This is a genomic window from Azospirillum sp. UENF 312511 (genome assembly GCF_058780635.1).
Genome location: NZ_JBSNCG010000004.1, coordinates 345,885 through 368,053 on the forward strand (window position 1 = coordinate 345,885; position 22,169 = coordinate 368,053).

20 protein-coding genes are annotated in these 22,169 nt (G+C 69.8%); 13 read left to right on the plus strand and 7 right to left on the minus strand.

The genetic code is table 11. The features are described from left to right. Positions 1-22: 22 nt before the first annotated feature. The 4 genes from ACWPN7_RS26990 to ACWPN7_RS27005 all read right to left on the minus strand — a co-directional run bounded on the left by ACWPN7_RS26990 (position 23) and on the right by ACWPN7_RS27005 (position 5,936). Positions 23-661 carry a hypothetical protein gene (locus tag ACWPN7_RS26990; RefSeq protein WP_459196245.1) on the minus strand — a complete coding sequence of 213 codons (639 nt, stop codon included), beginning with the start codon at positions 659-661 and terminating at the stop codon, positions 23-25. A 40-nt stretch (positions 662-701) separates the two neighbouring features. Further along, on the minus strand, positions 702-1,181 hold the full coding sequence (locus tag ACWPN7_RS26995; protein WP_459196246.1) for an Hcp family type VI secretion system effector: 480 nt from the start codon (positions 1,179-1,181) through the stop codon (positions 702-704). Between the two features lie 30 nt (positions 1,182-1,211). Further along, positions 1,212-3,851 (minus strand): type VI secretion system ATPase TssH, encoded by a 2,640-nt coding sequence (gene tssH / locus ACWPN7_RS27000; protein WP_459196247.1) that lies wholly within the window; start codon positions 3,849-3,851, stop codon positions 1,212-1,214. Positions 3,852-4,037: 186 nt separating this feature from the next. Next, the gene (locus tag ACWPN7_RS27005; RefSeq protein WP_459196248.1) at positions 4,038-5,936 is read right to left on the minus strand and encodes a type VI secretion system Vgr family protein; all 1,899 of its coding nucleotides are present in this window, start codon (positions 5,934-5,936) and stop codon (positions 4,038-4,040) included. 202 nt (positions 5,937-6,138) lie between these two features. Between ACWPN7_RS27005 and tssA the strand changes: the two genes are divergently transcribed. The 5 genes from tssA (at position 6,139) to ACWPN7_RS27030 (ending at position 12,260) form a co-directional block, all read left to right on the plus strand. After that, entirely contained in the window at positions 6,139-7,335 is a 1,197-nt protein-coding gene (gene tssA, locus ACWPN7_RS27010) for a type VI secretion system protein TssA (RefSeq protein WP_459196249.1), read from the plus strand. A gap of 52 nt (positions 7,336-7,387) precedes the next feature. Further along, positions 7,388-9,148, plus strand: a complete 1,761-nt coding sequence (locus ACWPN7_RS27015; RefSeq protein WP_459196250.1) for a serine/threonine-protein kinase — start codon at positions 7,388-7,390, stop codon at positions 9,146-9,148. A 34-nt stretch (positions 9,149-9,182) separates the two neighbouring features. Continuing rightward, positions 9,183-10,040 (plus strand): PP2C family protein-serine/threonine phosphatase, encoded by an 858-nt coding sequence (locus tag ACWPN7_RS27020; RefSeq protein WP_200774789.1) that lies wholly within the window; start codon positions 9,183-9,185, stop codon positions 10,038-10,040. Positions 10,041-10,164: 124 nt separating this feature from the next. Beyond that, positions 10,165-11,190, plus strand: a complete 1,026-nt coding sequence (locus ACWPN7_RS27025; RefSeq protein ID WP_492273516.1) for a caspase family protein — start codon at positions 10,165-10,167, stop codon at positions 11,188-11,190. Between the two features lie 110 nt (positions 11,191-11,300). Beyond that, positions 11,301-12,260, plus strand: a complete 960-nt coding sequence (locus tag ACWPN7_RS27030) for an MORN repeat-containing protein (protein ID WP_492273517.1) — start codon at positions 11,301-11,303, stop codon at positions 12,258-12,260. 118 nt (positions 12,261-12,378) lie between these two features. Here the strand turns inward: ACWPN7_RS27030 and ACWPN7_RS27035 are convergent, their stop codons facing one another. Further along, a complete protein-coding gene (locus ACWPN7_RS27035) occupies positions 12,379-12,699 on the minus strand; it encodes a carboxymuconolactone decarboxylase family protein (RefSeq protein ID WP_200774791.1) in 321 nt (106 codons plus the stop codon). Between the two features lie 303 nt (positions 12,700-13,002). On the opposite strand from ACWPN7_RS27035, the gene ACWPN7_RS27040 reads away from it, so the two are divergent. The 8 genes from ACWPN7_RS27040 to ACWPN7_RS27075 are packed head-to-tail and all read left to right on the plus strand — an operon-like array spanning position 13,003 to position 18,882. Continuing rightward, complete coding sequence (locus ACWPN7_RS27040; RefSeq protein ID WP_040137688.1) at positions 13,003-14,139, plus strand: PepSY-associated TM helix domain-containing protein; 1,137 nt, start codon at positions 13,003-13,005, stop codon at positions 14,137-14,139. Beyond that, on the plus strand, positions 14,132-14,590 hold the full coding sequence (locus ACWPN7_RS27045; protein WP_040137687.1) for a PA2404 family protein: 459 nt from the start codon (positions 14,132-14,134) through the stop codon (positions 14,588-14,590). The genes ACWPN7_RS27040 and ACWPN7_RS27045 overlap by 8 nt, the downstream gene beginning before the upstream one ends. Next, positions 14,587-14,904, plus strand: a complete 318-nt coding sequence (locus ACWPN7_RS27050; RefSeq protein ID WP_145677953.1) for a hypothetical protein — start codon at positions 14,587-14,589, stop codon at positions 14,902-14,904. The genes ACWPN7_RS27045 and ACWPN7_RS27050 overlap by 4 nt, the downstream gene beginning before the upstream one ends. A gap of 22 nt (positions 14,905-14,926) precedes the next feature. Then, complete coding sequence (locus tag ACWPN7_RS27055) at positions 14,927-15,478, plus strand: DUF6162 family protein (RefSeq protein WP_349619215.1); 552 nt, start codon at positions 14,927-14,929, stop codon at positions 15,476-15,478. Then, positions 15,475-16,410 (plus strand): metal ABC transporter solute-binding protein, Zn/Mn family, encoded by a 936-nt coding sequence (locus ACWPN7_RS27060; protein WP_040137684.1) that lies wholly within the window; start codon positions 15,475-15,477, stop codon positions 16,408-16,410. The genes ACWPN7_RS27055 and ACWPN7_RS27060 overlap by 4 nt, the downstream gene beginning before the upstream one ends. Further along, positions 16,407-17,135, plus strand: a complete 729-nt coding sequence (locus ACWPN7_RS27065) for a metal ABC transporter ATP-binding protein (RefSeq protein WP_349619214.1) — start codon at positions 16,407-16,409, stop codon at positions 17,133-17,135. Before ACWPN7_RS27060 ends, ACWPN7_RS27065 begins: the two co-directional genes overlap by 4 nt. Continuing rightward, positions 17,132-18,022, plus strand: a complete 891-nt coding sequence (locus ACWPN7_RS27070; RefSeq protein ID WP_456524422.1) for a metal ABC transporter permease — start codon at positions 17,132-17,134, stop codon at positions 18,020-18,022. The genes ACWPN7_RS27065 and ACWPN7_RS27070 overlap by 4 nt, the downstream gene beginning before the upstream one ends. Then, a complete protein-coding gene (locus tag ACWPN7_RS27075; RefSeq protein WP_459196252.1) occupies positions 18,019-18,882 on the plus strand; it encodes a metal ABC transporter solute-binding protein, Zn/Mn family in 864 nt (287 codons plus the stop codon). Before ACWPN7_RS27070 ends, ACWPN7_RS27075 begins: the two co-directional genes overlap by 4 nt. 106 nt (positions 18,883-18,988) lie before the next feature. Here the strand turns inward: ACWPN7_RS27075 and ACWPN7_RS27080 are convergent, their stop codons facing one another. Then, positions 18,989-20,926, minus strand: a complete 1,938-nt coding sequence (locus ACWPN7_RS27080; RefSeq protein WP_459196253.1) for a MacB family efflux pump subunit — start codon at positions 20,924-20,926, stop codon at positions 18,989-18,991. After that, positions 20,923-22,155, minus strand: a complete 1,233-nt coding sequence (locus tag ACWPN7_RS27085) for an efflux RND transporter periplasmic adaptor subunit (RefSeq protein ID WP_459196254.1) — start codon at positions 22,153-22,155, stop codon at positions 20,923-20,925. Before ACWPN7_RS27085 ends, ACWPN7_RS27080 begins: the two co-directional genes overlap by 4 nt. Positions 22,156-22,169: the final 14 nt, after the last annotated feature.

The following is a 22,169-nucleotide window of genomic DNA, read 5'->3' on the forward strand; positions in this document are numbered from 1 at the left end:
CCCTGAATTCTTCCACGGGCCATCACCGATTGGGGAAGATTACGGAACGGAACTGGTTGCGGCCGGCCATCACGGTGTATTCGACCTGGGTCGGCTGGTCGCTGGCCTTTTCGTTGCGAACGCCTTGGTCGTAGATCAGGCGCACGAAGGCCAGGATTCCGGCGTTCGCGGCGAGGTAGGTTTCGATGGCCCGCCAGAGCTTCCCGGCGTCGGAACGGCCCTGGTTGACGGATCGAAGCTGCCGGAAATAGTTCGGCCCGCCTTCGAGGCCGCCTTGCGCGTGGGAAAGCGCGTGGCCTTTGTCCAGGCCATCGCCGGCCCGTGGGTATCCGTTGTGGTAGGCGTTGTCGCGGGTGTTCGCCGCAATCTCCCGCGTTTTCCCAAACATCATCACGGTGAGTTGGTTGTCGGCGTCGAACAGGCATTCATTCGCGCCATCGCTGAACACCAGGAAATCCACCTCCTTGCCCAGCGACCGGCAATGCATTTTCATGGCGAGCCGGATCATGGTGTCGATCAGCTTGTGCTCGGCCGCGACCTTGTCCTTCTTCTGCGTCTTTTCGTAGCGGTCGAGTATGGACGCATAGGCGGCCATTCCGCTGCGGTCGATGGTGTCGCCGGCCAGAGTGTTGTCGATCAGGCTCGCCAGTGTCTCGGGCATCGGAGCCTCCTCACCCTATCGGTTCCTGCGTTGGCGGTTCCTACCCGGACTTCGTCGTGGCGATGTCGTAGGAGCTGACGATGGGCGCCTGCGGTTTGTGGCCGGCGTCGTAGGGCGTGTATTTCAGCTCGATCTTGGAGAAATTCAGGCTGATCGTTTCGGAAGGGCGACCGGTGCCGTTGGCCGAAACGCTGTACGCGCTGACCAGCGCGTTCTCCAGCGTGTAGGTCATGAAGGTGTCGCCGGGATCGCCGGTGGTGACGAGGTCGATCTGCACCTTCTTGCCGACCTTACCGGCCACCGCCTCCTTGAAGAACTTGGGCGAGGACTTGTCGAGTTCGCGGGTCAGGGTGACTTCGCTGATGGAGGGTTCCGAGGCTTCGCGGTTGGCCGCCCGGCCGCTCGGTGTGCTGATGGCGCGGCCGACGCCGAACTGCATGGAGCCGACGTCCACCCAGTTCTTGTGGGACTCATGCGTCGCGTCGCCTTCGATGCCGTCGATCTTCACGTAGATGGCCATCGGATTCCTCCCGGAGGATTGAAGCGGTTTTCAGTGGATCTCGAAGGAAAAGCGTCCCTGCGGGTCCAGCCCGACCTGGGCAGCCGCGACGGACTCGTCGCGCGCCAAGCGCTCCAGAAGGAGAGCGGACAGGTCGGGCAGCAGGCCGCGGGTCAGGATATGCTCGATGTTGCGGGCGCCGCTGTGAACCTCGCCACACCGCGCGGCAATTGCCTCCACCACCTTGGGGCCGTAGCGGAAGTCGGCGCGGTAAGCCTCGCGCAGGCGCCGGGCGATGCGGTTCAGGTTCAGCTCGACGATGCGGGTCAGGATGTCGGGCGCCAGCGGCAGGTAGGGCACCAGCGTCACGCGGCCGAGGAAGGCCGGCTTGAAGTGGCGCAGCAGCTCCGGCTGCAGGGCCTCGGGCAGCGTGTCCGGCGCCGGCAGGCCGGTGGGAGAGGCCGAGAGCCGCGTCAGCGTGTCCGTGCCGGCGTTGGAGGTCATGATGATGAGGGTGTTCTTGAAGTCGATGTCGCGCCCCTCGCCGTCGCGCAGCATGCCCTTGTCGAACACCTGGAAGAAGATGTCCTGCACGCCGGGGTGCGCCTTCTCCATCTCGTCCAGCAGGATGACGGAGTAGGGGCGGCGGCGCACCGCCTCGGTCAGCACGCCGCCCTCGCCGAAGCCGACATAGCCGGGGGGCGAGCCCAGGAGCATGGAGACCTTATGCTCCTCCTTGAACTCCGACATGTTGATGACGGTCAGGTTCTGCTCCCCGCCGTACAGCGCCTCGGCCAGCGCGAGCGCGGTCTCGGTCTTGCCGACGCCGCTGGTGCCGACCATCAGGAACACGCCGATGGGCTTGCGCGGGTCGGTCAGCCGGGCGCGGGCGGTGCGCACGGCCTGGGCGATGGCCTCCAGCGCGTGGTCCTGGCCGATGACGCGCTCCGACAGGCGTTCGCGCAAGGACAGCACCGCGTCGATCTCGCTGGTCACCATCCGGCCGACCGGGATGCCGGTCCAGGTGGCGACCACGTCGGCCACCGCCGTCCCGTCGACGAAAACATGGACCAACGGCTGCTCGCCCTGCGCCTCGGCCAGTTCGTCGAGCGTCCGGGCCAGCGCCGCCTTGCCCTCCGCCGCCTGGGGGGAGTTGGGTTCGGCGGCCTCGATCGCGTCGCGCAGGCACTTGATCTCCGCGGCAAGCTCCAGCTCCCGCGCCCAGCGCGCCTCGACGGCGGCGAGCGCGGCGATGGCGGCCTCGCGCCGTTCGGTCAGTTCGGCGATGGCGGCCGCGTGGTCGGTGCCCAGCGCGGCTTCGCGGTCGAGCACCGCGATGCGGTTGGCGAGCGCGTCGATGGTCCGTCGCTGGTCCTCCACCGCCGCCGGGGTGGCCGACTGGCTCATGCCGACGCGGGCGCAGGCGGTGTCGAGCAGGCTGACCGCCTTGTCCGGCAGCTGCCGCCCGGCGATGTAGCGGTGCGACAGGCGCACGGCCTCCACCACCGCCTCGTCCAGGATGCGCACGCCGTGGTGCGTCTCCAGCGTCGCCACGAGGCCGTGCATCATCGACAGGGCGGCGGCCTCGTCCGGCTCCTCCACCTTCACGACCTGGAAACGGCGGGACAGGGCCGGGTCACGTTCGAAGTATTTCTTGTATTCGGCCCAGGTGGTGGCGGCGATGGTGCGCAGCTCGCCGCGCGCCAGCGCGGGCTTCAGCAGGTTGGCGGCGTCGTTCTGCCCGGCCTGTCCGCCGGCCCCGATCAGGGTGTGCGCCTCGTCGATGAACAGGATGATCGGCTGGGGCGACGCCTTCACCTCGTCGATGACGGAGCGCAGGCGGTTCTCGAACTCCCCGCGCACGCTGGCGCCGGCCTGCAGCAGGCCGAGGTCGAGCGTCTTTACCGCGACCTCGCGCAGGGCCGGCGGCACGTCGCCGGCGGCGACGCGCGCGGCGAATCCCTCCACCACGGCGGTCTTGCCGACGCCGGCCTCGCCGGTGAGGATCGGGTTGTTCTGGCGGCGGCGGGTCAGCACGTCGACAATGGCGCGGATTTCCGCGTCACGGCCCAGCACCGGGTCGATCTTGCCGGCGCGGGCGCGCTCCGTCAGGTCGATGGTGAAGCGCGCCAGCGCGCCGCCGGCCGCGGCGGGGGTGTCCTCCACCTTGGGGGAGGCGCCGGGAGCCGGGGCTTGGCGGGCCTCGCGGGAATTCCCGGCGATGCCGTGCCAGTCGGCGGCCAGCGCCTCCGCCGATAATTTGGCGAGGGGGCCGAGCGCCGAGCGCGTCGCCTGGGCCAGCGTTTCGTCGCTCAGCAGCGCCAGCAGCAGATGACCGGAGCGGACGCGCGGCGCCCCGCCCTCCATGGCGCCGTCCAGGGAGGCCAGCAGCCATCCTTCCCGCGCGAGGCTGACCAGATAGGGGGACAGCACCGGCGTGCGCGTGTTGCCGGCGCGCATGCTGTCCAGGCTGCGGGTCAGGCTGTCCTGGACGCGGCCGATGTCGATGGCGTGGTGGTGGGCGATGGCGTGCAGGTCGGTGTCGGGCTGGTCCAGCAGGCGGAGCAGCCAATGCTCGATCTCCACCGCCTGGTTTCCCCGCGACAGCGCGAAACCCGGCGCCGCTTCCAGGGCCGTCCGGCATGGTTCGTTCAGCTTTGCAAGGAGCGACGACAGGTTCACCGACACCATCGATCCGGCCTCCTGAACTTGCCCTGGTGTTCGCCTATGCTTGTTCGGCGAGCAAATCTTTCAAAGCAACCGGGGGTGTTTCAAAGGCCATTCCTGTGTATAGGCGATGGGAGTAGCCGGGCGACATCTGTTCGGGTCACTTCCCCCGCAGGATGCGACGATTTCGGGCGTGCCTCCGGTTGGCGGTCAGTTGATGGTGACCAAGCCGCCCTTGATGGCGACCATGGCGTCGCCCTTCACCTGGTTCATGGGAGCTTTCACCTCGGTCATGGCCTGGCCTTCGATGCGCACCATCACGCCGCGGATGGTGACTCCGGTCTGGTCCAGCCGGATCGAGCTTTGGCCGACCTTCAGCTCGATGGACTGCATGGCCTCGCACTCGCTCTTGCCCAGGGCGACCTTGGTGGTCTGGTTGCCCTGCTGGATGGTGAGGGCGTCGTTCCCCATCTCGATGGTGACCGTCCGGTTGCCCTCCTTGATCGTCTCGGTCTGGTTGTTGCCGACCTCCAGCGTGTCGTCCTTCTCCACGACCCGCTGGAAGTCCTTCTGGGCGTGGAAATAGACCTGCTCGCTCCCCTTGCGGTCTTCGAAGCGCAGTTCGTTGAAGTCGGCCGGACCACCGCCCTTGCTGCTGCGCGTCTTGACGCCGCTCTGCGTCTTGTTGTCGGGCAGGGCGTAGGGCACGGGGTTGTCGCCGTTGTAGACGCTGCCGACGATCAGCGGCCGGTCGGGATCGCCGTCCAGGAAATCCACCACCACCTCGGTCCCGATGCGCGGGATGAACTGGTGTCCCCAGCCGCGCCCTGCCGACAGCTGTGCCACACGGATCCAGCAGGAACTGTTCTCGTTGCGCTTGCCCAACCGGTCCCAGTGGAACTGCACGCGCACGCGGCCGTGCTTGTCGCAGTCGATCTCCTCGCCGGAGTTGCCGACGACGATGGCCGTCTGGGGACCGCGCATGACCGGGCGCGGCGTGACCCGCGGCGGACGGAAGGCGACGTCCGCCGGAATGGCGTCGAAACCGTTCTGATAGGTCGCCTGCCCGCCGCCGGTCGACCGCAGCTTCGGGTCGGTGGCGGCGTGCCGGACGCCGGTGACGACGTAGGCGCGGCCGTTCTCCGCGGCCACGGCGTGGTTGTGCAGGGTGAAGCGCCCGCCGGGCACCATGTGGCGGGCGCTGCCGGCTCCGGAGACCTGGAGAAAGGGCGCCTCGATTTCCTCCATCCGCATCTTGGCGCGGGCCGTGCCGGCGCCAAGGTCGGCGTAGCCGCCGGGATACTCGAACCGCTCTTGCGGCGCGCCGCGCATCGACGGCAGCATGGTGTTGCTGGACGCGGTCAGGTCGGTGCGCGGGGTTTCGAAGTTGAAGTCGCGCTGCACCATCCGGTCGGGGCGGAAGCGGTAGCCGCCGACCCACTGCGTGATGCCGCCCCAGCCTTGCCCTTCCCGCGCCATGTCGATCCGGCTCTCGGGAAGATCCTTGTAGGCGGACGCGCTGTCGGCCATGACGAGGACGTGACGGTCGGCCTCGTGCCGGAAGACGTAGAAGATGCCCTCCTCCTCGGCCAGCCGCGAGAGGAAGGCAAAGTCGCTCTCGTCATACTGCACGCAGTAATCGCGCGTCGTGTCCGCCCCCTTGATGCCCGACAGATCGAACTGCACGGCGGGGGAGGCGGCGCGGTGATCCTCCAGAACGGTGCGGATGATGTCGCGCACGCTCTGCTTCTGAAAAATGCGGCAGTCGGTGGTCTGGGTGAGCAGCCATAACCAGGGCACGACCTCCAGCCGATAGGAGCGCTGGCCATCCTCGATGGGGGCGCCGACATCGAATCCCTGCACGAGGGCGTGGAAGCGGCGCGGGGTTCCGGCGGGTGCCGACACCGACCAGGACACCGGCGTGCCGATCAACTCCTCCGGCTTGATCGTCGTGCGCGGGCTGACGACGTCCAGGGTGAAGCGGAACAGCGAGGATATGCCCTCCTCGCCGGAAAAGCCGGTGAGGAGCGTCGCTCCCCTCCCGAGCACGGTGTCCAGTGTCAGCAGGCGGTTGGTGGATGCGATGGCGATGGCGGCGCTCGGGTCCATGGCAACGCTCCCGGCTGGACTTCCGACGGGTCGGGCAGACCGGAAAGACTGCCGAAGCACTCCACCGAACGCAATGCGAGTGCAGTCCGCCGTGGTGGTTTATTGCTGACTAATCCGCTTGTTCTTTTCGTTACCTACATTTTGATGGCGAGTAATCGGCGCTGCTGGACTGAAATGTTCGTGCGTCAAATGGATGTCCGTCATGGATACTTCTTTCGATACGGCCGCGCTTGACCTTGCAGACATTCTGGCTCCGATTTCCGCCGAGGCGCCCACGGGGCCGGACCTGCGCCTGGACTATGCGGACAGGGCCCCCTATCGGCAATTGAAGGACGCGCGGCAGGCCGCGCGCGCGGCGGAACGGCGGCAGGAAGCCGAGAGCGACGCCTCCGCTATACCATCCGAATGGCGGCTCATCGCCGATCTCGCACCGTCCGTCCTGGCCACGCAGAGCAAGGACCTGGAGGTGGCGGCATGGCTGGCCGAGGCGTTGCTGCGCACGCGCGGCATGGCGGGCCTGGCCGACGGCTTTGCCGTCCTGCGCGGGTTGGTGGAGCGCTACTGGCCCGATCTGCACCCGCAACCGGACGAGGACGGCGTCGAGACCACCATCGCGCCGCTGACCGGGCTGAACGGACGGGACGGAAACGGAACGCTGCTTCAGCCGCTCAGCCGGCTGCCGCTGACCTTCGGGGCGGATGGCAGTTCCTACGCGCTGTGGCAGGTGGAGCAGGCGGCCGGGCTCGATCTGCTGGGGGATGATGACCGGCGCGAGCGCCGCATCGCCGCCGGAACGGTGCCCATGGACGTGATCGAAACCAGCGCGCGTGCGACGCCACCCGCCGCCTTCGTGAGGCTGGCCTCGGACATCGACCGTTGCCTCCAGGCGTTTCAGGGGCTGGAGGCGGCGCTCGACGCGCGGCTCGGCGTGGACGGACCGCCGACACGGGCCATCCGTGACACCCTGGAGCAGATGCGCCGGACCTTGACCGGCTTGGCGGGAAGCGCGCTGGAGCCCGCCGGAACGCTTTTCCTCCAGGGCGATGCGGGCCAGGGCGATGCCGGCTCGTCGGTCGGGCCGGCGGCGTCCGCGATGGCGGCGTTTGCCGGGGCGGCGACCCCCGCCGCATCGTCCTGGCAAGGATCTCCCCGAGCGATGGCGATCGAGGGGTTCGCGTCGCGCGAGGACGCGTTGCGCACGCTGGAGGCGGTCGCCCGGTACTTCCGCGAGGCGGAGCCGCACTCTCCCGTCTCCTACACCCTGACCGAACTGGTGCGGCGTGCCCGGCTGCCTTTCGTCCAACTCCTGGCTGAGTTGCTGCCGGACGAGGACGCGCGGCGCGGGCTGCTGACGGCCGCCGGCATCGACAAGCGGCTTGCCGAGCCCGGAGAGGATTAGATGCAGACCGTGACCGTAGAGCCCGAAGGCGTCAGGGCAGGGAGACGAGGCCATGAGAAAGGAACCGTTTCTCCAGCGCATTCCATTATCGGAACCGCGGGGGGCCAAGCCGCCCGAGGATGAGGGCACGGTGGTGCAGCCGATCTCCATCGGACCGAACTCCGAAGGGCTGCCTTCCGAGGGTCCGAACCCCGACGGATCGATGTCGGAAGGGCTGCCGTCCTTGCGCTCGCCGTCCTTGTCGTCGATGTCGTCCGGGTTCCGGCCCCTGCCACGCGCGGCGGAACCGGTCCAGGTCGGCGACGTGCTCAAGGAGCGGTTCGTCCTGGAACAGGTCCTGGGGGCCGGAGGCATGGGCAAGGTCTTCCTGGCGCTCGACCTGCGCAAGCAGGAGGCGTCCGACCGGAATCCCTACGTCGCCATCAAGGTGCTGAAGGAAAGCCTGCGCGAACACCCCAGCAGCATCATCGCCTTGCAGCGCGAGGCGCGCAAAGCGCAGGAGCTGTCGCATCCCAACATCATCAAGGTCTACGACTTCGACCGGGACGGCGACCGCTTCTTCATCACGATGGAGTACCTGACGGGCAAGTCGCTGGACCGCATCATCCGGGCCGAAGGTTTCACCTCCATGCCGCCGGCCGAGGCCGGGCGGATCATCAACGCGGTGGGCGAGGCGCTGGCCTTTGCCCATGGCAACGGCTTCGTCCATTGGGATCTGAAGCCGGGCAACATCTTCATCACCGACTCCGGCCGCGTGAAAGTCATCGACTTCGGTCTTGCCCGCGCGATCAAACAGCCGACGCCGGGGGACGAGGACGCCACGGCCTTCGACGTGGGCAGTCTGGGCGCGATGACTCCCGCCTACGCCAGTCCGGAAATGATCGAGACGCAAACGCCCGATCCGCGCGGGGACATCTACTCGCTCGCCTGCATCACCTACGAGCTGCTCGCCGGGCACCATCCCTTCAGCCGGATGCCGGCCACCCATGCGCGGGACACGCGGATGAAACTCGTGCGCATCCGGGGCCTGGGGACGGCGCAAATGCGGGCGCTGCAAAACGCGCTGGAGTTCGACCCCGCCAAACGAACGCGTTCGGTCGAGGTTTTCCTGCGTGACATGAAGCTGGGACGTGGAGGCGCCGCGCCGAGGTTCGGCTTGGCCGCAAGGGTCGGGTTGGCCGGGACCGCGGTCGCCGCCCTGGTGGTGGGCGGCCTGTGGTGGACGGGCTGGCTTGCTCCGGCGCCGGCGCCGGAGAAGCCAGCGCCACGGCCGGTGGAAAGCGCCGTCGACGTGGCGCCGCCGACGCCAAAGGCGGCACCGCCTTCGGTATCGACACCCATGTCCACGTCCACGCCCACGCCCACTCCCAGGCCGACTCCGGCTCCGCCGCCGGCCAAGCGCCCCGAACTGGAGCGTCCCAAGGCGGTGGAGGTTCCCCGTCCGCCACCGCCCGATCCGCCCGTTCCAAAACCGTTGGTGGCGCCGCCGCCGCCACGCCCGGTCGAACCGACGGGCGTGGAGAATGTCCGTGCGCTCATGGGCGGATGGTGCAGCGGGGTCATGAAGCTGACCCTGGCACCGGCGGAATGGACGCTGTCGTTGCCCAGCGGCTCCGTCGTTCCGATGCGGGTCAGCCGCTATGAAACGGCCGACGGCACGCTGGTCGTCGAACTGACGGGGACTGACGGGCGACGGACATTTTGGGAGTTCGGCGAATTTTCCGGCGACAACCGCACCATGGTTCAACTGCGCGCCCGTTCGGACAGCGATCCGGACTGGCGCGAATACAACCGGCCCTTCCGGCGCTGCTGACGGTCCAGGACCCTTTATCCGCGGGAGAACGGTGATGAGCGACGGGGACACGATCGACGATCATGCGCCGACCCGGACGTTCTGGTTCCACACGGCGGCGGTCAGCCACGCGGGAACCGTCCGGTCCGTCAACGAGGACGCTTGCCTGGACCGCTCGGACGTCGGGCTGTGGGCGGTCGCCGATGGCATGGGCGGGCACGAGGCGGGCGATTACGCCAGCCGGATGGTGATGGCCGCGTTGAACCGCTGCATCGACCCGACCATGGGCGCGCCGACGGGGCGGGAGATCCGCGCGGCCCTCGACGGGTGCAACGCCGCGCTGCTGGACCATGCCGGGCGTCTCGGCAGTGCCGTTGTGGGCAGCACGGCGGTCGTGCTGACCATCACCGGACGCCGCTTCTCCTGCGCCTGGGCGGGTGACAGCCGGCTGTACCGGGCCCGTGGCGGCGCCTTTGTCCAAGTGACCCGCGACCACAGCTATGTCCAGCAGTTGATCGACAGCGGCGTGCTCGATCCGTCCGAGGCGGAAGGGCATGCCAAGTCGAACGTCATCACCCGCGCCGTCGGCGCCACGGACGCGCTGGTCCTGGACACGGTGGAGGGCGACGTGAACCACGGCGACCTCTTCCTCCTGTGCAGCGATGGCCTCACCAAGACGCTCGCCGATCTCGACATATCCGGCGCGCTCGACACCATGGGCCACAGCGCGGACGGTGTTGCGGAAGCGGCCGGACGGCTGCTCGACGCCGCGCTGGCGCGCGGGGCGCGGGACAACGTCACGCTGGTGCTGGTTCTGTGCGAAGCGGTGGCCGGTCCGTTGCGGACCCCGCCACCGGCCGGCGATCCGCAAGATGGTGATCCGCAAGATGGCGATCCGACGCTCACATCGTGAAACGAGACGACACCGAACGGTTCCCTAGGGGGGAGAGACCTTCATGTTAAGTCGGGCGCGCTTTGGTTTGTCCGCGTTTGTCCTCGTGGTGGTTCTCTTATTGTCGGGTTTCGTGGAGCAGGCCATGGCCGCGGAGCGGCGCGTGGCGCTGGTGATCGGCAATGGCCGCTATGACAACGGCGGCTCCGTACCGGGCGCCGTCGCCAGCGCGCGGACCGTGACCGAGGCCCTGCGCAAGGCCGGCTTCGAGGTGGCCACCCAGTTCGACCTCAACCACCGCAACCTCACCCGTGCGCTGTCCCGTTTCCAGGAGGATTTGGCCCGGGCGGACCTCGGTGCCTTCTACTATGCGGGCATGGTGCTCAGCCTCAACGACAAGAGCTTCATCGTTCCCAGCGACGCCCGCCTCAACATGGAGGTGGACGCCATGCTCGAAACCGTTGAGCTGGATTCGGTGCTGGAGCAGATCCAGAACGCCAGCTACCGTTCCATCGTGGCGTTCGATCCGATCGTGCCCAACCCGATGGTGGACCGCCTTGCGACGGCCATGGGAGCGAACGGCCGTTCGGCCAGCCCGCTCCTGGCCACGACCACGCCGCGCGATCGCATGATCATCGCCTTCGGTCAGCGGCCGGGATCGTCCCCGGTGCCGACCAGGGCGAACGGCGCCAGCGCCTTCGCCGCAGCGCTTGCCGAGGAGATCGTCAAACCGGGCGTCCCGGTGAAACGCGCGTTTCAGGCGGTGGACCAGACGCTCGCCAGCGTTTCCGGAGGCGCCCAACGCATCTGGTTCGAGGACCGGTTGGACGGTGATCTGATGCTGGTCGCGGCGCTTCCGCCGCCTCCACCGCCGCCACCCTCCGGCGATCCGGTGGTGAGCAAGGCGGCACCCCCGCCGCCCGCCGCCCCGGCACCCACTCAGCCGCCGGTCCCCGCACCGTCGGCTGTGATCATCGAACCGTTCAAGGGGGACTTCTACACCACGCGCAAGACAACGGTCTTCAAGGACCCGGACGCCAAGTCGTCCCGTGTCCGGACCCTCGACAAGGCGGCCCCTGTGTCCGTCACGGCCAAGGTCAAGGTGGGCAAGGCGGAGTGGATGCGCGTCGAGGAGGGGGGAAGACCGGCTATGTCCAATCCACCCTCCTGACGAAGGATGCGCCGCCCGAACCGCCGGCGAAGACCGAGGAGGCGAAGGCGCCACCACCGCAAAGGCGTCTGAACGAGGGCGACGTTTATGTCACCAGGGATGCGATCGCCATGCGGGACCGTCCGGAGAAGGGGGCGCGCAGCCTGCGCACCCTCGAACGCGGCGCGCCCGTGACCGTTGCCGTTCCGGTGCCCGAAGGCGATTGGGTGAAGGTTCGCGACGTGTTTTGGAACGACGGCTACATTCCACTCGCCAGCCTTTCCGAAGTTCCCAAGCAGGACGCGGCGAAAAGGGCGCCGTTGTCCGGTTCGACCGGCACACCCCCGGACGTGTCCGTGGGGACACCGAATTCGGGCTCATCAAGTCCCGGTTCACCGGGTTCGGGTTCGCCGGCGGAATCGAAGCCGGGCGACCCGTTCGCCAACCTGCCGCCGCCCATCCGATCCGCCGTGGCCAGCGCGCGTGAGACGACCCAACAGGCCACGGCCAAGCGCAACGCCGGCCGCAGCGCGGCAGAGCAGGCACGGAATGCGCAGAAGCGGGCGCAGGCCGCGGCGCAGGATGGGCGCAGCATCAATTCCCAGTTCCCCAACGGCGATTCGTACCGAGGGCAGGGCGACGGGCCGACCAAGAACGGCTACGGAGTCTATCGGTATGGCAACGGCGGTGCCTATGAGGGCGAATGGAAGAACGACGCCATGACCGGGACGGGCGTCTACAGCTTCCCCAGTGGTGAACGGTTCGAGGGCACTTTCGCGAACGGCAGTCCGAATGGGCCGGGCGTCTACCACTTCCCCAACGGCGATGTCTTCACCGGCGACGTCCGCAACGGCCGCCCGAACGGGGCGGGGGAAGTGCTGTTCGGCAATGGCGACCGTTACCTCGGCACCATCGCCGACATGCAACCCGAAGGCATGGGCACCATGACCTTCCGTTCCGGCGACCAGTTTGTCGGCACCTTCCGGAGTGGGCTTCAGAATGGTCCCGGCGTGCGCATAGCCAAGGGCGGGTCGGGTGAGGATCTGGTCATCCCCGGCGTCTGGCAGGGCAGCGTGGTCGTTCAGAAATGAGCGAACGGCAAGGAACCGTTTGCAGCAGGGCCGCCCGGTGCAGAGCGCTTCACGCGTTCGCGCACGGGCCGCCCAAAACCAATCCGAATCTCGAATCGCAACGGCTTGTCAATCCGCCTTAGCTGCGATCGTAAGCCGCCAGCGCGACCGGCAGAGCCTGGATCACGGCGTTGCCGACCGCGGGAAGCCCCGCCAGCACGGCGCTGATGACCTCGTCGCGCGTGGCGCCCAATCGTTTGGCGTCAGCGACATGGAAGGGCAGACCGCTTTCGAGACGGGCGGCGGCCAGAATTCCGATGTAGACGAGTTCGGCGGTTTTGGCGTCCAGGGCGGAGGCCACTCCCAGCGTTTTCACCGCATCGAGCCACGCCTGCTGGTGGGCCGGCGCTTCTTTTATGAACGTTTGGAAGGCATTGCTTGCTTGTGGCGTGTCGGTCATCGGTTCATTCCGCTCTGGTCGTGGACTCCTTTGGGATTCCTGCCGGTCGGTGCCGTGAGACGCCATGATCTGGATGCTCGGAATCAAAATATTCAATCCCTGGGTTGCCCAACCTCACTGCCATGACGTCGTCAGGGGCGAGGCTGAACCGTACCGGGTTTTCCAAAGGCCGTTTGGCCCGGGTCCGGCCGCCGCGTTCCACGCCGCAAACGATAATGAGAATTCTTCGCATTTTGGGGTGAGGCGGGAGGCGTGCCCGTTCGTCTGAGGAGAAGGACCGGTGGCTCCTTCGGAGAGGACGAGATGAGCGTTGGCAAGTCGCGCACGCGGCTGTGGTTTCTGTGGCACTCCTGGCTGGCGATGCCCCTGTGGGCGTTCCTGTTCTTCGTCTGCCTGACCGGCACCATTGCCGTGGTCAGCACCGAGATCATGTGGCTGGTCAATCCCGCCATGCGGGCGTCGGGTGCCGGGGAGCCGCTGCCGGCCAGCGCGCTGATCGCCGCCGCCGAGGCCGCGGCGCCGGGCGGGCGGGTGAGTTCGCTGAGCTGGGGCGGCTCCCACATGGCGGTCAGTGCCCGCATGGCGATGCCCGACGGAACCTCCACCACCGCCTGGGTGAATCCGGTCAGCGGGGCGGTGCAGGGGCTGTCCACCGGCAACTCGTTCCAGAGCTTCTTCCGCGCGCTGCACGGCTGGCTCATGACCTTCCCGGTGGGCTGGTACCTCGTGACCTTGCTGGCCATCCCGCTCCTCGGGTCGCTGGTCACCGGGCTGGTGGTCTACAAGCGCTTCTGGAAATCCTTCTACCAGCCGCGCATACGCTGGCGGCAGGCGCCGCGCGTGATGTGGGGCGACCTGCACCGCGTCGCCGGCACATGGTCGATCTGGTTCATCGCGGTCATCTCGGTCACCAGCCTGTGGTTCCTGATCTACATGATGCTGTTCCATCTCGGGATGGGGCTGGGCGGCGGGAAGGCGCCGGTGCTGCTGGCCCGCGACCAGATCCCGGTGAGCGCGACCGCGCCGCAGCCGGACGTCGACGCCATCATGGCCAGCGCCAAGGCGGCCCTGCCGGACATGCGGCTGCGCTATCTGTGGCTGCCCGGCACCGCCTACGACCCGGCGACGGTGGCGGGGTCCAGCGGGCAGGTGCCGCTGCTGCCCGACTATGTCCGGGTGAATCCCTTCACCGCCGAGGTGATCCTTATCGAGGGCGGGATGGAGGCGGCGTCCGGCATCGAGCTGACCCGCACCATCATGCGCGCCCTGCACACCGGCGATTTCGGCGGCCTGCCGGTCAAGCTGGTGTGGTTCGCCTTCGGTCTGCTGATGACCACGCTGGTCTTCAGCGGCATGCTGATCTGGATGAAGCGGACCGCCCGCGCCACGGTCGAGGCGGTGCGGGGGCTGCGCTTGGCGGAGGGCCCGTCCAATGCGTAAGCTCTGGCAACGCGGCAAGTTCCATCTCAGCGCCCTGATGATGCTGGTGCCGCTGCCCTTCCTCCCCGACTATTTCAGCCCGAAGCCGATCTTCGTCCCGCCCGAGATCCGGCGGGATGTCGCCGTCGGCCCCTTTCCGGTCACGCTGGCGACCTACGACGAGGCGCCCGCCCGCATGCCGACGGGGGAGCGGATGAAGGAATACCGCATCCACATCCGTCCCGCCGACATCGACCGGGTGCGCGGCGTCTTCCTGCGCGTCGGCAAGCCGCGCAGCCTGCGCACCGCGGGCGCGCTCGCCTTCGGCAACCCCTACGAGCGGGAGGCCGACGTGACGGTTCCGGACGAGCTGGCCGGCACGGAGGAGCTGTGGGTGACCATGGAGGATTGGAGCGGCGGGGTGCATCAGGCGTCCCTGCCGCTGGGCGAGATTTTCGGAGGAAAGCGATGAAGACCCACCGCCTGTTCGCCCTGGCGGGGCTGTTCGCCCTGTGCGCCGCCGGTGCGGCGGAGGCCCATTACCCGATCTGCGAATGCCGAATGGTGGAGGGTGAGACCGTGCAGTGCACCGGCGGCTTCTCCGACGGGTCGAAGGCGCCCGGCGTCGTGCTGGACGTCATCGCCTACGACGAGCAGGTGCTGGTCAAGGGCAAGCTGGGGCCGGATTCCACGCTGTCCTTCCCGCGCCCCGCGCAGGACTTCTACGTCCTGTTCGACGCCGGCCCCGGCCACACGGTCGAGATCGAGCACACGGCGATCAAGTAGCGCCCTCAGCGAAGCCGGAACCATGCATCACCAGATCGTCCGCCGCGCCGGGGCCGAGCGCGAGACCCTGTGGGTCCTGCTGGCCGCCAGCGCCATTCTCGCGTCCGCCGCCCTGGCGGTCGGGCTGCGCGCCGTTCCGGACGCGGAAGCCCCGCTGGCCGCCCACCTCATCGACTCCCGCACCGGCCTGACCGCCGCCGAGCAGGGCCTCTACGCCGACCTGAAGGCGGCGGGGGAGGAGATCGCCGCCCTGCGGGAGGCGGAGGGCCGGGCGCCGACGCCGGAGGAACTGGCCGCCGAGGCCCTGCCGCCCTTCGCCGCCGACCCCAGCGCGGCGGCGCGCGGCGGGCACGCCTGGACCCTCGCCGGGACCGGCGATGGCATCGCCTATGCCGGCGTTTCCGCCGCGCCGGAGCTGGCCGGCTCCCTGGTCCTGCGGCTGGACGGCCATGGCGCCGACATCTGGCTGAAGCGCGCCGCCGAAGCCCCGCCCGCCCCACCGGAGGACGCGGCGCTGACCGCCGCCGGCTGGAAGCGGATCGTCTCCACCTTCACCGCCGGGGTGACCCGATGAGCATTCTTCCCAACCGCCGCCTGATCCTGGCCGGCGCCATGGCCGTTGCGGTCCTGCCCGCCGTGGCCATGCCCGTCCGCGCCGTCGCGGCTCCCGCCGGGCGGCGGCGCTTCGGCGTCACCCTGCACCCCTACTATTCCTACGTCGCCAACATCGTCGGCGACGCGGCCGAGGTGGTGCCGATCATCCCGGCCGGCTTCAACCCGCACGCCTACGAACCGCGCCCGGAGGACATCCAGCGCATCGGCGGGCTGGACGCCATCGTGCTGAACGGCATCGGGCACGACGATTTCGCCGGGCGGATGATCGCCGCCTCGGCGAAGCCGTCGCTGCCGGTGGTCGAATCCAATGCCGACGTGCCGCTGCTGCCTGCCGCGGGAACGGCGGCGCGGGCGGCGGGGAAGGTGGTCAACCCGCACAGCTTCCTGTCGATCACCAATTCGGTCCTCCAGGTTTCGACCATCGCGCGCGAGCTGGGGCGGCTTGACCCGGACAACGCCGCCGCCTACGCTGCCAACGCCCGCGCCTATTCCCGTCGCCTGCGCCAGCTGCGGGCCGACGCGCTGGCGAAGCTGGCGACGGCCGGCACCGCCAGCCTGCGCGTCGCCACCATCCACGGCGCCTACGATTACCTGCTGCGCGAGTTCGGGCTGGAGGTCTCCGCCGTCGTCGAGCCCGCCCACGGCATCGAGCCCAGCCCGGCCCAGCTCGCCGAGACCATCGCGACGATGCGCAAGCTCGACGTGCAGGTGATCTTCTCGGAGCTGAACTTCCCCAGCGCCTATGTCGAGACGATCCGGCGCGAGACCGGCATCCGCCTCTACGCCTTCTCCCACATCTCGCACGGCGACTACGCGCCGGACCTGTTCGAGCGCGAGATGGCCCGGAACCTCGACACGCTGGTGCTGGCGATGGCCGAGGCGGCGCCGTGACGGGACCCGCCATCCTGTTCGACGCGGTGGGCCTGACGCTGGGGCGCACGGTGATCCTCGACGGCGTGTCCCTGCGCGTCGCGGCGGGCACTGTCCACGCGCTGGTCGGTCCCAACGGCGGCGGCAAGTCGTCGCTGATCCGCGCCCTGCTCGGTCAGGCGCCCCACCGCGGGGCCATCCGGCTCGACTGGCCGGGCGACGGGCCGGGCACCATCGCCTACGTGCCGCAATCGGTGGAGTTCGACCGCGGCCTGCCGCTGACGGTGGAGGATTTCCTGGCCGTGCTGTGCCAGCGCCGCCCCGCCTTCCTCGGGCCGGACCGCCGCATCGATTACGGCGCGGCGCTGGACCGCGTCGGCATGGCCGGCAAGGCCCGCCGCCGCTTCGGGGCCCTGTCCGGCGGCGAGCGGCAGCGCGTCCTGCTCGCCCAGGCGCTGATCCCGGCGCCCGACCTGATCGTCCTGGACGAGCCGATGACCGCGCTCGACGAGGCCGGGATCGCCATCTTCGAAACGCTGCTGGCCGAGCTGGCCGCCGCCGGGACCACCGTCCTGTGGGTCGAGCACGATCTGGCCCAGGTGCGCCGGCTGGCGACGCGGGTAACCGGCCTGAACCGGCGCGTGCTGTTCGACGGCGCCCCGCTGGAGATGCTGTCGCCGGATCGGGTGTTCGATCTGTTCTCGGCTGTTCCCCGCCGCACCGGAGCCGAGAGGATCGCGTCATGAGCTTCGAGGCCTTGCGCGCCCTGGTGCAGGGCTGGGCCGGGGCCGGGCTGCTGCCCGCCGGGCTGACCCACGGCTTTCTCGTCAACGCGCTGCTGTCCGGGCTGGTCATCGGCCCGGTGCTCGGCGGGCTCGGCACGCTGGTGGTGACCAAGCGGCTGGCCTTCTTCTCCGAGGCGGTCGGCCATGCGGCGCTGACCGGCGTCGCCATCGGCATCCTGGTGGGGGAGCCCTACACCGGCCCTTACGCCAGCCTGTTCGGCTACTGCCTGCTGTTCGCGCTGCTGGTCAACTACACGCGCAACCGCAGCAACCTGACCGCCGACACGCTGATCGGCGTCTTCCTGTCGGTGTCGCTGGCGCTGGGCGCCAGCCTGCTGCTGATCCTGGCGAGCCGGGTCAACATCCACATCCTGGAGAATGTGCTGTTCGGCTCGGTCCTGACGGTGGACGACCGCGACCTGACCGTGCTGCTGATGGTGGCCCTCGGGGTGACCGCGCTGATGCTGCCGCTGTTCAACCGGCTGCTGCTGGCGAGCTTCAACCCGGCGCTGGCGCGGGTGCGCGGCGTGCCGGTGAAGGGGCTGGACTATCTGTTCATCGTGCTGGTGACCGTGGTCACCGTCGCGTCGGTCAAGATCATCGGCGCCATCCTGGTGGGGGCGCTGCTGGTCATTCCGGCCGCCGCGGCGCGGGTCGTCGCCTCGTCGCTGCGCGGCTTCTTCCTGCTGTCGGTCGCCTTCGCCAGCGTGGCGGCGGTGGCCGGAATCCTGCTGCCCGTGCAACTCGCCCTGCCGGTGCCGTCGGGCGGCGCCATCATCCTGGCGGCGGGGCTGCTGTTCCTGGGTGCGCTGCTGGCGCGCCTGTTCATGAAAGGGGAAGAGGGATGAAGCGCGTCACGCTCGCGGCGCTCCTGCTGCTGTCCACGGTGGCGGGCGCCTCCGCCGAGACGGTGCTGGCCGGACACCCGGTCACCGCCGGGCTGGCCCAGGCGCTGACGAAGGGCACGCCGGTGGTGGTGGAGGCGGTGGTTCCGCCGGCCATCCCCATGGGGCGCCAGCACGCCTTCCTGAGCGGGCGCGGGGAAGCGAAGCTGGCGGAGGTCGCCCGCAAGGCCGACGCGGTGCTGACCCTGCGCTCCGCCTGGGGCGAGGACCCGCTCTATCCGCTGGCGCGGCGCGCCAACATCCGCCTCGTCGAGATCGACGCCGCCCGGCCGGTGGACGGCGCCCTGCCGGGGATCGCGGTCAGCGGCGGTGCGGCCTTCCCCTGGCTGGGCATCGCCAACGCCGGGCGGATGGCCGACATCCTCGCCGCCGACCTGCGGCGCCTGTACCCCGGGTCTGCCGACGCCATTGACGCGAATCTCGCCGCCCTCAAGCGCGGGCTGCTGACGGTGTCGTCCCGGTCGGCGCAGGCGTTCGCCGCGTTGCCGGACCCGTCGGCGGCGGCGCTGTCCGACCGCTTCGCCACGCTGGCCGCCGACCTCGGGCTCGACCTGCGCCGGGTCTGGACCCGCGACGACCGCGACTGGACGCCGGAGCGTCTGGCCGAGCTGACCGCCACCCTGAAGGCCGAGGCAATTCCCGTGGTGCTGCACCACCGCCAGCCGGCGCCGGAAATCGTCCAGGCTGTGGCGGACGGCGGCGCCCGGCTGATCGTGCTGGACAGTCTGGAGAGCGGTCCGCCGGCGGCGATGGACACGGCGCTGGGGCATATGGCGGAGCAGGTGGAGGCGGGGCTGCGGTGAAACAATCCCAAACCCCCACCCTTGCCCTCCCCCGCTGGGCGGGGGAGGGGAACACGCTCCTTCCCCCGCCCAGCGGGGGAAGGTTGGGATGGGGGCAACGCCCCGATCACTCGCTCGCCAGCGCCGCCACGGGATCGAGCCGCGCGGCGCGGCGGGCGGGGATCAGGCCGAAGACCATGCCGGTCAGCACGGCGGAAGCCACCGCCCCGGCGATCGCGGTCGCGGTGAAGACCACCGGCATGGCCAGCAGCCCGATCACCGCGCCGCCGGCCAGCCCCAGCGCCACCCCGGCCAGCCCGCCCAGCCCCGCCACCAGCGCCGCTTCCATCAGGAACTGCCGCTCGATGTCGGCGGCGCGGGCGCCGACGGCCATGCGGATGCCGATCTCGCGGGTCCGCTCGGTCACGCTGACCAGCATGATGTTCATGACCCCGATGCCGCCGACCAGCAGCGTGATGACCGCGGCGCAGCCGAGCAGAAGCGTCATGGTGTCCTGGGTCTCCGCCGCCGCCTGGATGCGCGCGGTCCCGTCGTGGATCTGGAAATCCTCCTGGCCGTGACGCTCGGAGAGCAGGGCGCGGATGGCGTCGCGGGTCTGCCCGATCCGCCCCACGTCGTGCACCGAGACGAGGATCATCTCCAGGTCCGGCTTGCCGATCAGCCGTTGCACGCCCGTGGACAGCGGCACGAACACCCAGTCGTCGGTGCTCTGGTTACCGGTCAGGTCGCCCTTCTGCGCCATCACGCCGGTGACCAGGAAGGGAATGTTGTTCACCAGCACATGCTTGCCCAGCGGCGACTCCCCCCGCGGAAACAGCCGTTCGGCGACGCGGTGGCCGAGAACCGCCACCGCCGCCCCGGCCCGTTCGTCGGCGCGGGTGAAGAAGGCCCCCCGGGCGACCGGCCAGCGGTGGGTCAGCGGCAGCGACGCCGAAGTCGCCAGCCCTTCGGTGCGGTGGTCGATGTTGCCGTGGCGGACCATCACCGGCGTGTCGAGGAAGGGCATCACGCTCTCGACGTTGGGCAGTTCCAGGATGGCCTCGCCGTCCACCTCGGTCAGCGGCGTGGCCGGCAGGCGGGGATCGCCGCTGCCCGCCACGACATAGACCAAGTTCACCCCCAGCGCGCCGACCCGCGCCATCACCGCCTGCTTGGCGCCCTCGCCGATGGCGAGCAGAGCGATCACGGACGCCACGCCGATGACGATGCCGAGCAGGGTCAGCGCCGTGCGGAAGCCGTTGGCACCCAGCGACCGCAACGCTGCCGACAGGCCTTCCCCGGCGTCGGTCCACAGGGAGGCGCCGGCGACCGGGCGTTCCGCCGGGGCAGGGGAGGGGGCTGCCGGTGACGGGGCCGGGCGGCCGCTGTCGGCGACGATGCGGCCGTCGCGCATTTCGATCACCCGGCCGGCGGCCTCCGCCACCTTGCGGTCGTGGGTGATGAGGATCACCGTGCGCCCGGCGGCGGACAGCTCGCGCAGCAGCGCCACCACCTCCGCCCCGCTGGCGCTGTCCAAAGCACCGGTCGGCTCGTCGGCCAGGATCACCGGGGCGTCGTTCATCAGCGCCCGCGCGATGGACACGCGCTGTTGCTGGCCGCCCGAAAGCTGGTTGGGGTGGTGATGGCGCCGCTCCTCCAGCCCCAGGCGGCCCAGCAACTCCACGGCGCGGCCTTCGCGCAGCGCGGCGGGCAGGCCCGCGTAGCGGCCCGGCATCTCGACATTCTCCTGCGCCGTCGTGCCGGGGATCAGATGGTAGTGCTGGAAGACGAAGCCGAACCCGTCCCGCCGCAACGCCGCCCGCTCGTCGCCCTCCAGCGCCGTCACGTCGCGCCCGTCGACGCGGTAGCGTCCGGAGGTCGGGCGGTCGAGCCCGCCGAGGATGTTCATCAGCGTCGATTTGCCGGAGCCGGAGCTGCCGACGATGGCGACGAACTCCCCCGCCTCGACGGTCAGGGAAACGCCGCGCAGCACCTCGACCGCCAGGCCGCCGCCGCTGATGTAGGTCTTGCGGATGTCCTCCAGGACGAGGAGCGGGCCGCTCACAGCCGGAACCCGATCTTGGGCGGGCGGCCGTCGTCGGTTTTCCAGCCCACCACGATCCGCTCGCCTTCGGCCAGCCCCTCCAGGATCTGGGCGTTGAAGCGGTCGCGCACCCCGACGCGGACCTCGCGCGTCTCGATGGCGCCACCGCTGCCGATCAGCGTCACGCGGTGCCGCTCCGCCGCCTCATCAGCCGGAGTCGGGGCGGCCGGAGTCGGGACGGCCGAGGTCAGGGCGGCGACCGGCACGGTGACGGCGTCCCTGGCCGCGGCGGCCACGAAGAAGACCTGGGCGGTCATGTCCGGGCGCAGCTCCCCCCGGTCGTTGGCGATCTCGAACAGCGCGGTGTAGAGCACGACGCTGTTGGCCGCTCCGCCGCCCCCGGACGCGGACGATCCGCCGCCGTTTCCCGTTGTGGGCGGCTTCGGCGGTGCGGGCAGAATCTCCTGCAGGCGTGCGGTCCAGCGCCGCCCCGGATGGCCGAGCGTGGTGAAGTAGAGCGGCATGCCGTCCCTCAGCCGCGTCACGTCGGCTTCCGACACCTGTGTCCACACGGTCATGGCCGACAGGTCGGCGATCCGCATCAGGACCGGCGCCTCGTAGGCGGAGTTGATGGTCTGGCCCTGGCGGGCGTCCACCGCGATCAGCGTGCCGCTCATCGGCGCGTAGATGCGGGTGTAGCCGAGCTGCGCCTCGTCGGCCTGGAGGGTCGAGTCCGTCTGGCGGATCTGCGCCTGGGTGGCCTCGACCTGGGCGGCGGCGATGCGCGCCTCCATGCGGGCCTGGTCGAAGGCCTCGCCGCGCCCCGACCCGCTGCGCCGCAGCGCCGCCTGACGGGCCAGTTGGGCCTCGGCGAAGTCGGCGCGCGCCCGCTGCTCGGCCAGCAGGGCGGTCAGGCGGGCGCGTTCGGCGCGCCCGGCCTCGACCTTGGCCTGTTGCAGGGCGGGGTCGATCTCGGCCAGCAGATCGCCCTCGCGGACCTTCTGCCCGACCGTCACGTGCAGCCGGGTCAACTGGCCGGACACCTGGGCGCCGACATCGACGTAGGCGCGCGGCTGGATCTTGCCGAGCGCCGTCACCGTGTCCTCGACCGTGCCGCGGCCGACCACCGCCACCTCCGCCGAGGCGGCGGGATCGGCCGGGCGCAGCAGGGCGGCGGAGGCCAGCCCGCCGAGCACCAGCGCGGCGGCGGCGAGGCCGCGGCGCACACCGCGCCGAGAACCGGAAGCCACCGCCGACCGCCGCG

Bases quoted from the DNA above. Each gene is read 5' to 3' on its own strand.
- ACWPN7_RS27020 (WP_200774789.1), top strand. From the start codon at position 9,183: ATGAGCGACGGGGACACGATCGACGATCATGCGCCGACCCGGACGTTC.
- ACWPN7_RS27035 (WP_200774791.1), bottom strand. From the start codon at position 12,699: ATGACCGACACGCCACAAGCAAGCAATGCCTTCCAAACGTTCATAAAA.
- ACWPN7_RS27055 (WP_349619215.1), top strand. From the start codon at position 14,927: ATGCATCACCAGATCGTCCGCCGCGCCGGGGCCGAGCGCGAGACCCTG.
- ACWPN7_RS27045 (WP_040137687.1), top strand. From the start codon at position 14,132: ATGCGTAAGCTCTGGCAACGCGGCAAGTTCCATCTCAGCGCCCTGATG.
- ACWPN7_RS27015 (WP_459196250.1), top strand. From the start codon at position 7,388: ATGAGAAAGGAACCGTTTCTCCAGCGCATTCCATTATCGGAACCGCGG.
- tssH (WP_459196247.1), bottom strand. From the start codon at position 3,851: ATGGTGTCGGTGAACCTGTCGTCGCTCCTTGCAAAGCTGAACGAACCA.
- ACWPN7_RS27040 (WP_040137688.1), top strand. From the start codon at position 13,003: ATGAGCGTTGGCAAGTCGCGCACGCGGCTGTGGTTTCTGTGGCACTCC.
- ACWPN7_RS27070 (WP_456524422.1), top strand. From the start codon at position 17,132: ATGAGCTTCGAGGCCTTGCGCGCCCTGGTGCAGGGCTGGGCCGGGGCC.
- ACWPN7_RS27060 (WP_040137684.1), top strand. From the start codon at position 15,475: ATGAGCATTCTTCCCAACCGCCGCCTGATCCTGGCCGGCGCCATGGCC.
- ACWPN7_RS27030 (WP_492273517.1), top strand. From the start codon at position 11,301: ATGCGGGACCGTCCGGAGAAGGGGGCGCGCAGCCTGCGCACCCTCGAA.
- ACWPN7_RS26990 (WP_459196245.1), bottom strand. From the start codon at position 661: ATGCCCGAGACACTGGCGAGCCTGATCGACAACACTCTGGCCGGCGAC.
- tssA (WP_459196249.1), top strand. From the start codon at position 6,139: ATGGATACTTCTTTCGATACGGCCGCGCTTGACCTTGCAGACATTCTG.
- ACWPN7_RS27005 (WP_459196248.1), bottom strand. From the start codon at position 5,936: ATGGACCCGAGCGCCGCCATCGCCATCGCATCCACCAACCGCCTGCTG.
- ACWPN7_RS27050 (WP_145677953.1), top strand. From the start codon at position 14,587: ATGAAGACCCACCGCCTGTTCGCCCTGGCGGGGCTGTTCGCCCTGTGC.
- ACWPN7_RS27025 (WP_492273516.1), top strand. From the start codon at position 10,165: ATGGCCGCGGAGCGGCGCGTGGCGCTGGTGATCGGCAATGGCCGCTAT.
- ACWPN7_RS26995 (WP_459196246.1), bottom strand. From the start codon at position 1,181: ATGGCCATCTACGTGAAGATCGACGGCATCGAAGGCGACGCGACGCAT.
- ACWPN7_RS27075 (WP_459196252.1), top strand. From the start codon at position 18,019: ATGAAGCGCGTCACGCTCGCGGCGCTCCTGCTGCTGTCCACGGTGGCG.